At 52.2% G+C, this 14654-nt stretch carries 5 protein-coding genes; 2 read left to right on the top strand and 3 right to left on the bottom strand.

The features are described 5' to 3' along the window. Nucleotides 1–80: 80 nt before the first annotated feature. Both Q0W37_RS12680 and Q0W37_RS12685 read right to left on the bottom strand, forming a co-directional pair. Nucleotides 81–5414 carry a hypothetical protein gene (locus tag Q0W37_RS12680; RefSeq protein ID WP_297701922.1) on the bottom strand — a complete coding sequence of 1778 codons (5334 nt, stop codon included), beginning with the start codon at nucleotides 5412–5414 and terminating at the stop codon, nucleotides 81–83. 142 nt (nucleotides 5415–5556) lie between these two features. Next, on the bottom strand, nucleotides 5557–10467 hold the full coding sequence (locus Q0W37_RS12685; RefSeq protein WP_297701923.1) for an InlB B-repeat-containing protein: 4911 nt from the start codon (nucleotides 10465–10467) through the stop codon (nucleotides 5557–5559). Nucleotides 10468–10955: 488 nt separating this feature from the next. Here Q0W37_RS12685 and Q0W37_RS12690 point away from each other — a divergent pair, with 488 nt between their 5' ends. Both Q0W37_RS12690 and Q0W37_RS12695 read left to right on the top strand, forming a co-directional pair. Next, nucleotides 10956–11735 (top strand): transporter, encoded by a 780-nt coding sequence (locus Q0W37_RS12690; protein WP_297701924.1) that lies wholly within the window; start codon nucleotides 10956–10958, stop codon nucleotides 11733–11735. Between the two features lie 94 nt (nucleotides 11736–11829). Then, nucleotides 11830–12612, top strand: coding sequence for a hypothetical protein (locus tag Q0W37_RS12695; protein WP_297701925.1), 783 nt, complete (start codon nucleotides 11830–11832; stop codon nucleotides 12610–12612). A 188-nt stretch (nucleotides 12613–12800) separates the two neighbouring features. Here Q0W37_RS12695 and Q0W37_RS12700 read toward each other — a convergent pair whose 3' ends face one another. Further along, nucleotides 12801–14615 (bottom strand): extracellular solute-binding protein, encoded by a 1815-nt coding sequence (locus Q0W37_RS12700; RefSeq protein WP_297701926.1) that lies wholly within the window; start codon nucleotides 14613–14615, stop codon nucleotides 12801–12803. Nucleotides 14616–14654: the final 39 nt, after the last annotated feature.

The raw sequence follows: 14654 nt of genomic DNA on the forward strand, positions 1-14654 counted from the left end.
TAAGGCGAATTTAACCTAACTTTAAACAGTCCAACTTCTTGGGTTCACTTCACAGAGGGGGCACCCCGCAACGCCCCGATTTAGCGGGAAATTGCCACTTTGCGGGTGGCCTGTTCGCTGCCAACACGGACGCGGAGGAGGTAGAGCCCAGGTTTCGGGGCATCCAGGGCGACCGTATTGTGGCCGAAGAGCGCCTTGGCACGGTAAGAAGCGGCCACCTTGCCGTCCAAACCCACCAGCTGCACTATATAATTAGCGCCGGCGAGGCCTTCCGTCACGTCAAAACCGACCTGGAGGTTACCCAAAGCCTGTTCGAGCCGCAGATTCTCCACCCTCGAAGCCAAGGCTCGGGCATCCATCGGAGCCACCCGGACCGTAGCGGTAGAACCCGCCGCCTTGAGGAACACCTTCAGGGAATCGTCTGCATACGCTTCGGTCGTCTTGCCGTCCACCGTCACGAATACCTTGAGGCCCATCTCGTTCAGCGCCTTCACGCCCTCGAACTTGAGGTAGCCCACTCGGTCCCCCGTAGCACTCAGCGCCACATTCCATTCGTAGCTAGCCTCACCGGCCTTCCTAATGGACTTCGCGAGGGGCCGTTTTCCATCCAGGAGCGACAAATTCACACGGTCGCCCATGCCAGACGGCGGTTCCGGAAGTTCAGAAGCGACACCCGCCCCAAGGACATTCCACGAATCCCTATGTCCCCTGGAATCCGAAAGGCTGACCTGCAAAGCCCAGTCCTCACGAGAGACGGCTTTCGCCAAAACAGCCTTTTTTTTTAGGCCCTTTTTATTTTTCTCGCCACTGCGGGTGCGTTTCCACGGCGTAAAGTAGGTGCTATCGGCATCCAGAATCAGCAGATCCGTTTCGACCTCGAGCGTCCTCTTCTTATCGGAATAGACCCAGGCGGCCTCGTACGCATCCAGTTCGACATTCCTTTCGTAATCAGATTCTTCGCCTTTCCAGGTCAACACTGAGATCGAATCGTTGTCATTTTCGGCAATATCTTCGTGAGAAATCCTCACCGCCCAGCCGAAGGGGTTCGCCATCATGTTCCAGCCGCTATCAAGTTCCCATTCCAGGGTTTCTCCCGACATGGCGGTATCTGTACGCAGCACGAGCGCGCGGCCTTCCAGGGAGCCATACCAATAGCCACGAAGTGGATCCACTTCGCCACCCTGGTACCGCTGGTATTTCCAGTAATCACCATAAGCGGCAGTTTCTTTCCACGAGTAGAACAGCGGGTCGCTATCCCACACAATCGAATCCAGGTCCACATCCGAAAGCGAAATCATCTGCCAGGATTCCCCAGATGTTGCAAAACGGGTCCGCACCGAAAGCGATGTATCGAAGGGCACCGTATCTTTCTTGTCGAAAAGGCTTGCGTGGACAACGTAGCCTCCCGGAACAAGGGCGTAATGGGTCCAGTACATCTCGGCCGTATCCTTTACCGCGCTTGTCAGCAGGGATTTTTCCAGGACATTTCCCAGCTCATCCATCAGCGAGACCTGCACCTTGGCGCGACGGTCCACGGCGGCACGGTTCACCTTCAGCATAACGCATATTGCATTTCCAGACTGCAACAGTTCATGTTCCACCAGCTTCAGGGAACCCGCCTTATGCGGATCCTTCTGTTCCACGGTATCTTCTTCAACTTCTACAGGCGCTTCCGAGAAAGACGCCTTGAACACGGCATCCCAAAGGAACGATGGCAAGGTATCCCCATCGTGGAGTACCGATCGTTCTTCCCGCATTTCGTCTTCACTGTCTTCGCTATCGGCATAATCCTTAGCAATCAATTCCAAGGACTCTAGCTGATACCCACTATCGGGAACGGCCTTCACCACTAGAATGGAATGGTACATATCGTACGGCAAAAGCATCGTGGAATTTTCGGCAAACGAATGTACGTACTGTTCGCCGTCGTCATGCATTTTTGTCTCGATCAATTCTATGCTGCCGTGTTCAGCCTCCAGACGAGCCAGGGTATAACTGCCATCTTCGACGCACTCCTCCGCGCTTCCCCACCAGGCATACAAATCCCTACCGTCACCCAAACGTTCCAGCAAGGAATCGCTTTCATAAATATCGTACGGGCCGATATAGTCCTTCGCCTTCGCGTCGAATTTCCACCCCAGCACGCAGGCATCCGACGTATAAATCATATCCGGCAATTCAAAACTTCCACCCTCCACAATGTTAAGGGTATCCGCCTTCGAGTATGGTCCATAGAAAATATTCTTACCGCCATTCATCAGGTCAAGCGCCACCTTGAACAGGCGCCCAAATATGGCATACAATCTATATTCAGTCCCAGACGCCGGCCAAATCGAGAACGACGTATCGGATTGATAGAACTGAATGCCCGTCGAATCACGAACAACCTCATCGAACCCTTCGGTTCCTGCATTACCATTAAAATCCAATTTCACCAACGAAAGTTTCGAAAGTCCAAAGCCTTCGTTCGGTTTCATCGAGACATGGAACGTCATCCGATTGTTCGCTACAGGGACAATCATCTGGTGTTCCCCTGTTTCCACTTCCTCGATAAATTCATGTTCCAGTTTAATCGTCTTGTCGAGAGACTCATACGACTGCCACAGCGTCACCTCGCCATAATCATCTTCGACACCGTCAAGGCCCTGACTTACAAGAACGAGCGGGAAGGTGCTGACATACTGACATTCCTTGTCGCCCGACTCCATAGAAGTCCACTGAGCATACACGTTAAACGTGCTATCCACGGGATTTACGACTTTGAGAAGATCCTTGCTCAACCTATTGTCTAAAACACTATAATCTGTCGCCTTATCACTCCAGCCATCAAAGCAGGCCTCGACACGGTAGGGCGTCGGGAACTTAGCCGAATACTCGTTTTCGTACGAATAGGAATAATTCGACCAGTCATCATCAATGAACACGGAAGATTCATCTGTATTTACATCGAAAGCAACCCTATAGGGAATCACATCGAACTCCGGATTCAAATGAACATGATACTTCAGCCCGTTAAGTTCGGGTGCGGCCACAAGAGTTCTCACAAGGCTATCCATGCTCAGGGTATCGCTCTCCGTTTCGAAGCTCCATTTTACGGAACCGGTCCTCTGGATTTTATTCAATTCACTAGACAAAGTCTTAACATTGGCAATATAGGGGTAAGTCCCTGAATACTGAACCGTCTCGTTGCAATTTTTCAGGGCGTCTTCCAGTTCCAGGCCACTGTCATAGCACCATTCTATCTGGTAATCTGCCATTACAGCAGACGCCCAAAAATCGACATTCCATTTTTTCAAAACAAATCCAGGTTCCAGGTCTATCGAATACTTCGACATCAGCAATTCGTCGGCATAGCCGTTCCCCTGAACACTGATCCTAGCGGTATCTCGAATGACACTCTTCCCATCGGCACCGTAACCAAGACGCACCAAAGAAATCGTCGCATTGTCACTTTCATTTGCAAACGTCGCCTTCGGAAGATTCACGTCGGCCGCCTCGCGATAAACGACGTGCAACGTGTCATCATAATAATCTCCCAACAGATGAAATTCAGATAATAATTCCGAGAAGAACACCGCATCAAAGACGTTCGCACTTTTATACGTGCCACACGATTGGGCAACATTCTTATCACAATTGATGTAGGCCGATTCCGCATAGTATTCGATTACATATCTCTCGGGATAGTGCCTTACCGGTGGGACCGGGATTTTTGCACCAAACAAGGGAATACGATCCACCTTGGGCCACATAAAAATCGGATTTTCCAGAACATCTCCCATCGGAATATAGTCCGCATGGGTATCGACTTCAGGATTCTGCATTTCGTACACAACGACAAGCGTACGGTTCAGCCTTGCCACACCCGACCTGTTTCCATAGAGCGTCATGCTTTCCAGATCAACTTCGTTATAGCCGTCCACATTTAAAATTCCGTAATCGACATGCAAGGCCTTCATCTTCTTCACGAACTTAGGATCCAGGAGGTAGTCCTTTTCCGAATAAACGTAGAGGCGATAAAGCATGACGTCTTCCATATTTTGCCCCTGATAACTCGAAATATCGATATACCCTTCCAGCGACTTCAATTCTTTTTCCGTAAGCTTGTCGAAAATATCACCGATTTCAATCACAAACTGAAACGCGGTACGTTCCTCGGCTATTTCCAGGTAGCCGTCATCGCCACTTTCCCAATAGGCGTCGCCATTTGCATACATGTTCATCACGTAGGCAAACAGGCGCGTATTCATATCGTCTTCGTCGAGAACGGCACTCAGCATTATATTTTCGCCATCTTCAGTCTTGTACCTTACGCCAGACCCTTCCACATGCAGTTTTCCATCTGCAGGCAGTTCGTCTGTTCCATCGCTCACCGCATTGCGGAAATTACCGAGAGTGTTCCAATCGCCACGCCCTGTCAAGGAATCGATCGCATCCCTGACATTCACGTCCCTTGTTCCCAAATGGTAGTTCGAACGGATGTCTACCTCTGTCACATTCGCTATCAAGCCTACGATATACCCAAGCATATCACCCGAAGCAAGCAAATCGTCCGAGACAAGCATATCACCTTTAGAGCTAGTGCCAACGATATTCACGGAACTAGATCCCTGCGCCACCGATCCATTGACAAAACCCACCAGCATACCCGCATACCGGCTCCCTGAAGTCGGATCGATACGGACATCGGCATTCACCACCGTTTTGGAAATGTCCAAACCATCCATTCCTAAGGCATACCCAACCAGGGCGCCAGCATAAACGGTTCCGTTTTGCACCGAAACAGCCAGCCTTGAATTTTTGATTGACACTCCAGAAATGGAAAGGTGCCCATACCTCGGCCATGCATGAAGAATAGACGCCGTATAGGTTGGCGGTTGCGAACTCTGTTCTTTGGCCTCAATTTTCACATAGGCGTTGTCGAACTTGAGATTCTGGATAGATGTGATATTGTTTCCGTCAAAGAACGACGCCTTGGAATACCTTAAGCCATCGGCGACATAGCAGAAATTCTTGATGGTATTGCCATTACCATCGACTGTTACAGGAAGAGTGCCCACGTCGAGCGAAAGAGGAAAAAAGTCGTCATAGACGCAGGCCGTGTCCTTACCCGTTACCTGATAGCCACCAAGATCGATATCTGATTCAAACGTGACGCGAATCGACCCCGTATTCGGATCTTCTTCAACAGCACCCAGTTCGCGGGCAAACGCAATCGCAAAATCGTTCCAATTGTCATGGAATCTCGAAGTATCCCTAACCTCTTCGGGGGCAATTTGTTTCACGGAGCATTTAAAAGCATCATCGGTACCAGTGGGCGTTTCACAGCTAAAGCCAATCGGGTTAATCGCAGCGATAGCCCCGCACGTAAGGAACAGGACTAAAAGAACCAAGAGGTTTGCCATTTTTCTCATAAACGCCTCCGACGCCGTTCACAATACAGCGCTTATCGGACAAATAATAATTTATTACAGCGAAAAAAAGAGTTTCACATACAAAAAAGACGGGCGCGGGGCCCGCCTTTTGACGGTTATCACAGGAACATTCCTGCAAGCGCTATTTTTTCAGGATTTTCGCGGAAAGGTCCTGACTTCCAACCTTGATTTTTACAAAGTAAATGCCGGATCTGGGGACGTTTGCGGCAATACGGTTTGTGCCTGCGCTCGCGGTAAAGTTCCCCGACGCAACAGCCCTGCCGTCTACGCCGGCAATCACGTAGTTCGCACTTGCACCGGCCAGATTTTCAGGAGCCTCGAAGCTCAGCTGCAGCGACTGTCCATCTGCAAAGGAACGGAGTCCGCGAATCTTGGATGCCACCACCGCATTCGAAGGCGCCACGCGAACTTCTACCTGACTTACCGATTTTGCAAGCGGTACGTTCACCGAGGTTCCGTCCTCGACTTCTACGGTTTCACCTTCGGAAGTTACAAACAACTTAAGATTCCGTTTCTTGAGTTCGGTGATGCCTTCAAACGAAAGTGAACCTTCGCGAGCACTGTTGGCGGACACATCCAGAATCCAGCGATACTCACCGGAAACCGCCTTGATGCTCTTCGCAAGCTTTGCGCCCCTGCTGCCATCGTCATTCACTTCGCGGATAGAAAGCGACACGCGGTCGCCCATGCCCGCAGGCGGTTCTTCGAGAGATTCCTCCGAGCCCGCACCAATCACGTTCCACGAATCCTTCTTGCCAAACTCGTCGGACAATGCGACATTCAGGTTCCATGTACCCGGAACGTCCGCAGACGCTTTCCGGAGGGATTTCTTTTCATCGACGCCTTCGATTTTCCTTATATCAAATACCGGAGCGGCAGGCATTTTCCAAGTCGTCGGCTGAGAAACCTTCGCCCATACGGCTTCGTAGGGGCCAACAACCGTGGGAACTTCGTACTCCGACAAGGCTGAATTCCAGCGCCAGAACGTCACCTTGCTTCCGTTATCGGTGGCACCCTTGCTCAGGTCTACATACCAGCCGTACGGATTTGCCACCAGGTTCCAGCCACTATAGAGGCTGTCCAGGATCCACACGATTTCAGAATCGGCCACAACAGGAGCCTCGCGTAACACCAGGGGCATTCCGGTCGTCGTTCCGTACCAGAAACCACGCGTCGCATCGGAATCTTCATCGACAATGGAACGGTACTGCCAGTAATCCCCGACCGGGTTCCGTTCGTCCCACCAGTAGAAGGTCGCATCCCCTGCCTTGGCACTGTTCCTATCGAAAGCAGAAAGCGAAATCATCTGCCAGCTTCCGGGAGCGGCCACCATCTTGGATGCCACTTCGAAAGCCCCTTCGAACTTGGCATTTTCCACCTTGTCGCCCACCGTCAGGGAAACCTTGAACTCGCCCATCGGCGCAGGCGCCATTTGCCACTTGCCGCCACGGACAATCGATTCATCCAAAACCGTATCGACCACGACACCGTCTTTACCCTTCACGACGACACGCACCGGAGTCGATGCATCCACATTTTCTGCGGTAAAGGCCAAGAGGATCGCATTTCCCGACTGTTCAATTTTGGCATCCGCAATTCTGATTTCACCGCGGACGCTGCTAGAACTTTCTACCACCGGGGCACTCGAACTCGAGACAACCTCGTCGCTAGAGGACACCGGCATTTCTGCACTGCTCGAAGACACCTGAATTTCGGAGCTGGAGGAACTCAAGACAATCTCCGAACTCGAGGACACAGGAATCAGTTCGTAGCGCGCCTTGATCTTGATATTCTCGGTCACCACGTCATAGTGGCGGTCCCATTCCACGAACACGTAACCTTCGCGTTCGGGACTTGCAGGGGCCACAGCGGCATCGCCGTATTCCACCCAAACCGTATCCCCGATCTGGGTTTCATCGTCATCGACAAAGACAACCGCATACACGTTCTTCACCGAATCGTAGACGGCCGTATAGACGGCATCGCCGGTCACACGGGCAACGGCAGGAGTCCATCCCTTGAACACGTACCGATAAGCAGGGGTACGCTCCCTCGTAAGGCCCACCGGTTCATCGACAATGCCGTCGTACGCGACAGAATCGCTCCAGACCATTTCGCCATTGTAATCGTTGAACACGATCCGATAACGGTTGGCCACATACACCGCATTGATTTCAAGATCCTTTTTCACGGCCGTATAAGAGGAATCGTCCCAGCCGATAAAGGTATAACCCGTGCGTTCGGGGGCGGTAGGCGGTTCTGCCTCGGCAAGGTATTCCACCGTATTTTCGTCAAGGAGCGTCTTGTCGTAATCCAGGAACTGCACATTGTAGCTGTTGATGGAATAGATGGCCGACACCGTCAAGTCAGACGTCACCTTGTTGAATTTCTTGTTCCACTTTCCGCTAAAGGTATAGCCCTCGAATTCAGGCATGTCCTCCAGGGCGGGCGCCGTCGCAGCCTCCCCTTCGGCAACGGTTTCCTGCTTGATTGTCACGCTATCGCGATCAGCGATAAAGGTCACCACGAACGAACCTGCCTCGGGTACAACCGGCGGATTCTTTTCATCCGCGAAAATAGGCAGGCCGCCATTCTTGCCGGAAACGTATGTCCAGGCATACTGCGCCTCGGCTTCTTCGCCAAGCCCGTAGGCCTTGTTCATAAAGCCCGCGAAAGAAGACTTTTTCATGGAATCCGTCACGACAATTCCATTACGATGAACTTCCGTATAATTCTTTTTCTTGCCGTTACGCACCACATAAAAGATACTATCGCTTGTACGCCAGTTTTCTACGGTAGCCGGTGCATTAAAGATTCCAAATGCATCGAGCGACAGGTCCTTTTCGCCATAGTGATAATTCGAAATCAGCTCGAAACCCTTGTTCAACAGGGCAGAACCCCATATATATCCCACCTGCTTTTGTTCGATGGATTCATCGACTAAGATATTGCCATTCGTCATGGTATTCTTCAATTGGAGCATTTTCAGGCTCGTGTAGACCGATCCCAAAAGTCCACCGACGATAAGCGAATCCCCCTCATAGGCGCCTTCTACCAGGATATTCCCTTTAACGCCCACCTTATTCATCTCCGCGACTTCGTTGCAGAGGCCGCATATTCCGCCGATTTTGGCGGTCTGCTTTATGGTCGTTGTCGCCGTCGCCGAAACGGGAGTGTAATGAATCACGTCTTCGGTATTTACAACCACATTTTCAAAGTGCAGCGACTTTCCGCCTTCCGCCTGCGGGAAAGCTCCGACAATGCCTCCGACAAACACGTTATTCAGGCTATCTTCGACCGTAATGGACCCCGTATAATAGAGTCCCGTCAAAAGATGGGTATCCGAAACGGCCACCCTCACAAAGCCCATCATTCCGCCCACGAACAAGCTGTCGCGATCGCTTGCGCCGTTGCTCATCCTGTTCTTGTCGACAGAGGTCTTGACCCTTGCAGAAATCACGACTGACGAAGTGTCGTTGACAAGCCCGAGCGTGTCATCTTGCGCAAGGCATGCGTCGCCCGCAATTCCGCCCAAATAAGTTTGGCTATGGACGCCCTTGACTTCTGCTGCCGACGCCGCTACGGAAATGGAACCCGACGTCTTGGACCCCAGAATGCTCACAAAATCAGAGCCCACCTTGCTTCCGCTCCGGCAGGAACTTCCATAGCCCAAAATTCCGCCCGCATAGTAACGGAAATTTTTAGCTTCCTTGAGCGAATCCTGGACATTCACATTCGCCCCACTATTCACAATTTTCACGGACATTCCCGAAAGGAGCGAATCCAGGCCGATAAGGCCACCTACCGCAATCACGTCGGGAGACGCGGCATCGTAGATTTCACCATCGAAACGGCTGTTCGAAACCGTAAAGTCGCCAACCTTAGAGACATTGTTTTCGCTATACACCACCATGGCACCGAACAGGCCGCCCATGGCCGAGCCGCCCGAAATTCTGGTCGGTACGGTTTCATCGGTCTTATACTTTGAATACACCTGTACGTTCTCGATCGATTCCCCTGTCGTGCTGAAAAGCCCCGCAATGCCACCCAGGGCAGACTTGTGCCCTACACCATAGTCATGGACTTCCACCTTGACCGAATCGTCGAGGAATGACGGATCGTCGTTTTCGAAACGGTAGTCGACACCCACGATACCGCCCAGGAACACCTGGTAGTCCGAAACAGACCCGATCACCTTGGAACCCGCGTACCCCTTGGTGATGGAGACCTTGTTCGACACATTGATATCGTCATCGCCAGAAATATTCTTGATGGTCGAGCTCTTGACAAAACCGATCAGGCCGCCTGCAACGGGAGCCTGGATAGAATCATTCGCGATGACAATCCCATCGACTGTGGAAAGTTCAAGGACACCCACCAGGGCACCCACAGGGTAATAGTCGGCGCCATTGTGACTTTTGCCATCAATGTAGATGCGAACGCCATTCAGCTTGAAATTGTCCACCGTATTTTCGCGAATCGATTCGAAAAGGCCTACCGGAGAGGTCATCGAATTTGCCGCGTAACAAAGATGCTTGACCGTAAAGCCGTTCCCATGAATCGCAGAATTCGGCATCGACGGAAGCGGAACATGGTTTACTTCGCACGTTCCCACCTCTGTCGTATCGTTAAACTCGCCCAGGTCGATATCCGAGCCGAGCGTAAGCGGCATTCCCTCGTCACCCTCGATCCAGGCGGAGTTCAACATTTCGTAAAGGTTTTCGGGCGTATCCGGTTTTGCAGCAAGGCAGTTTCCCGATTGGCTGAATCTCGCCATCGGCCCCATCCCCAAATAAGTTCCGATATACCCCATTCCGTTGCTCGAATAGCTAATCCGGTCGTATACAAGCGTCCAGTTAGCGTTGGTGCAGGGGTAATCCCCCTGGCTCAGGACAACGGTTGTCATCGAGGCAGGGCCAATTCCCCCGGTCCTTATGGAAACTAAGTTGTAATAAGCGGATCCATTTACGGCAAAAGCCATGCTGCTACAGAACAGCACGGCAAACCACAAAAAGCCAATTTTTGCCTTCATATAACCCTCTGGAACTTACTCTAATATAAAAATACCCTAAAAAAACACAAAAAGCACCCCCTCCAGCCAAAAAAACGTTGTATTTGTGACGCAGAACATACTTGAAGTAGACAGTGGTTTGTGGTTAGTGGTTAGGGCATCGGCGGTCATCCTCGACCGAGTGCAACGAGGGAGGGGATCCAATGAAGAATTAAAAACGAAAAGAAAGGACCCTGAGCCCAAGCCTGTGCTGAGTTTGTCGAAGCAAAGGGACGAAGCAAAGGGCAGCGAGGGAGGAGGAGCAAGGTCCCTGAGCTCGGTTGGTGAGCCTGCCGAACCATGCCGAAGGGCCGACGCCCACAGAATCAAAAAAAAATAACATATTGTCAGTCAACGAGTTAGAGGCGCCCATCGAAGGTGATTTTTTACACTTTTTCTTGTAAACAGGCCTTTACGAAACAAGGCAAAGATACTACATTATTCTTACAGACAATTTTCAAGGAGACATTATGTTTAAGAAAGTCGCCCTCGCTGCAGCCATCGCCGCTACAGCCTCGTTTGCAACCTACAACTACTTCCCGGTTCTCGACAACCACAAGGGACAGGTCACTATCGGTGAAGCAGACGTGTTCCAGGACAAGTCTACCGTCGGAATCCTCTACGTCAAGGGTCGCTATACCGTCATTCCCAACTTGGAACTGGGTCTGGATATTCCTTTTGTCGTCGTGAACTACTGGGACGGCGACGACACCGAACACACCGGTCTTGACAACATTACCCTCATGGGCCGCTACCAGTTCATGCCCACCATGAACGCCTTCTTGGATTTCGCCCTCCCCACCTGCAACGACGACATCTGTGGTGACGACGACCACTTCACTTTCCACTTCGGTGCCCAATACTCCCAGAAGTTCGGCATGATCGACTTTGGCTCTGAACTCGGCCTCGCCCTCGAAACCAAGGGCAAGGACAAGGCCACTCCGCCCTGGACCCTGAACCTCGGCCTCGAAGGCGACTTCTTAGTAAGCCAGATGTTCGTTCCGTACGTCGGACTTGACCTCGGCATGCTGCTCGGCAAGTACACCTACGACGGTGAAGACGGCGACAAGAGCTATACCGGCAAGTTCGGCATCGCACCGTTCCTCGGCGCAAACATCAACTTCAACCAGATGTTCACCCTGGGCCTTGGCCTCAACTTCCTTGTCGGCGGAAAGGATTACCTGGTCGTGAAGACGGGTCGCGACGAAGTCAAGACCACCTTCGATATTCACCTCGACATCAACTTCTAATTCCAGCGGAAGTTTTATTCGCGACTGCCCCAGCTACTGGCCGGGGCATTTTTTACTAAATTTGGCAAAAAAATAATCCAATAAGGAGTTTGGAATGTTCAAGAAAATCGCACTCGCAGCGGCCCTCGTTACAAGCGCCGCATTCGCCACCTGGGACTACTATCCCGTTCTCGAAGCAGGCAAGGGTTCTGCCGAAGCCGGCATGTACTACGACTGGGACCACGACTGGTCTCAGGCAGGCCTTACCATCGGTGCCCGCTACAGCATTATCCAGAACCTTGAACTTTCTCTGCAGGGCTGGGGTTACCAGTTCTGGAAAGAAACGGATTGCAAGGGTTGTGAAAATGGTGGCGACGGTCTGCGCGACCTGACCATTGGCGGACGCTACCAGTTCGACCCCATGGTAAACGCATTTGTCGACGTCAACCTGCCTATCGGTGGCGACGAAGTCACGAATGACGAAATCTCCCTCTATTTCGGTGCCCAGTTCAGCATGCCCGTCACTACCGTTCCGGGCCTCAAATTCGGTACCGAAGGTGCCTTCGACTGGGGCTTTGAACACGACAACAACGAACGCGGCCTCGACATGCACCTGGCAGGCGAAATCGGCTACACCGTTCCGAACGTGGGCGTGACCCCGTTTGCAGGCCTCAAGCTCAAGTACCGTCTCACCGAAAGTGAAACCGAAGGTGACGACGGCAAGGAATACGGCGCCAACGATGACGGCGACAAGCACATCTCCATCTGGATCGGTGCCGATTACTTCGTTATCCCGAATCAGCTGGACCTGAAGGCAAAGCTGATCGTGCGTAGCGGCAAGCAGTCCCTCGGCGGCGACGCCAGCGGTCTGTATGTCAGCGCCGAATACTTCTTCTAAGAGGAGTCAGGTCGCCTTGCATAGCAAGGCTTTGAGGTCGCGCTGAGCGCTCTGAGCATTGAGCAGAGAGTTCTCCGATGAGACCGCGAATGTTTAAACAAGAAAGGCGTGCCGAGAGGCACGCTTTTTTTTATTTCCTCAAAGGGACTTTGTCCCGCGCTCACACCTCAAAGGCGCATTGCGCCAACCTATTTGATATCGTATTCCGGCACGGGCAGGCTTTCGCCGGCCTTCATGGCCTTGTCGAGGGCAGCGGACTTCGTAGGATCAAGCCACCAGTAAACGGGGATGGCATCTTCGCGGTTGAAGCGGTCGAATACCTTCTCCGGCGTACCGTAGCGGTTCCAGTAGAGAATGCGGTGATGATCGCACTGCCACATAAGTACGTAAGGTACGATTTCGGCGAGGCGGTTATCGAGTGCCTTCAGGATTTCGTTGCGCTTCGCGAGATCGAATTCAGTCTTCTGCAAGTTGATGAGGCTATCCACCACCTTGTCTTGCACGCCAGCGAGGTTGTTCGTTCCCTTCTGAAGGGCTGTCGTAGAAATCCAGCTGGCTTCCGGATCGCGGAGGCGGCCTGCGCCCCAGTTCACCCAGTACAAATCAAAGTCGGCATCGTCCAGGCGCTTGCGAAGCGTACTCTGCGACATCTGTTCGATAGTCGCCACGACGCCCACCTTCTTCAAGTCTTCCTGGAACAGCGTGAGGTGGCGCAAGTCTTCTTGGCTCGTGATAAAGTTGATGGCGAACGGCTTGCCGTCTTTTTCAAGCACGCCCTGAGCATTCACCTTATAACCCGCTTCCGCAAAGAGGGCGCGAGCGCTATCCGGATTGAACTTGTAGAGAGGCGCCGTCGGATTCTGGTTACCTTCCCACAGGTCAGGGTAATAGCTGTTGAGCAAGAAGTACTGGTTGTACATGTACTTTTCGTTCATCGCTTCGCGGTTCAGGAGCATGTTGAGGGCGCGGCGAACGCGGACATCCTGGAACTGCGGCTTGCGCAAGTTGATAGCCATGCCCTGGAAACCGATCGGTTCCTTGTTGAAGATACGCTGCTTGACCGCCCAGCCTTTTTGAATGGCGTCAAAGTCCGTCTGTTTCATCCAGATGCTGCTGGTGTAAATCGCGTAGGCGTTGATGTCCTGCTTCTTGAACGCTTCAAGCGCCTTCGTCTGATCGTTCATGAAACGGTAGCGGATTTTTTCGAAGTTGTACTTGCCGCGGTTCCAGTTCTTCTTGAAGCCCCACCAGTCAGCACGGCGCTGCAGTTCCACGTAGCGGTCTTCGCGGAAGGTCTTGATCTTGTACGGACCAGATACCACCGGGAACTCGTAGCGGATCTGGTTAAAGTCCTTGCCGGCCCAGGCGTGCTTCGGGAAGGCAAGCATACCCGCTGCTTCCCAGAAGTTACCCCAGTGCGATTCCTTGGCTGTCATCTTCACCGTGAGGCTGTCGACGACTTCGGGGCGGTCAAAGCGACTGAGGCCCACCTTGAAAATCGGCGTAAGGTTTTTCTCGTCCATAATGACGTCGTAGTAGAACTGCACATCTTCAGCAGTCACCGGCTTGCCGTCGCTCCACTTGGCCCGCGGATCCACATGGAAGGTGAACGTCTTGCCATCTTCGGACACGCTCCAGCTGTCGGCGAGGATTCCCACTTCGCGGTCTTCGGTGCTATGCAGGCTCACGAGCGGTTCAAACATCATGCCCATGAGTTCAGCCGAGAAACTGTTGTAGTCTTCCCACATGTTAAAGGATTTGGGCATCGCAGAACCCCACAAGGTGATCGCACCGCAGGGGCGAGCATCCTTCGAGGCAATCGGGTCGAACTCGCCCGTGGCCGTAGAATCAAACGGCAGTTCGGGGCAGTTCAGTTCGGCGTTCTTACCAGCAGACTTGGCATCCTTAGACGCCCCCTTGCCGGACTCGTTGCAGGCCGTAAGGGAAAGCGTAGACATCATCAAAGCCGCAGACACAAATGCGGCACTATAAAATTTTTTCATATTTTCGATCTTCATTAAGGCGTTTTACTCATCCACAAA

It is taken from the genome of uncultured Fibrobacter sp. (genome assembly GCF_947166265.1).
Taxonomy (GTDB): domain Bacteria; phylum Fibrobacterota; class Fibrobacteria; order Fibrobacterales; family Fibrobacteraceae; genus Fibrobacter.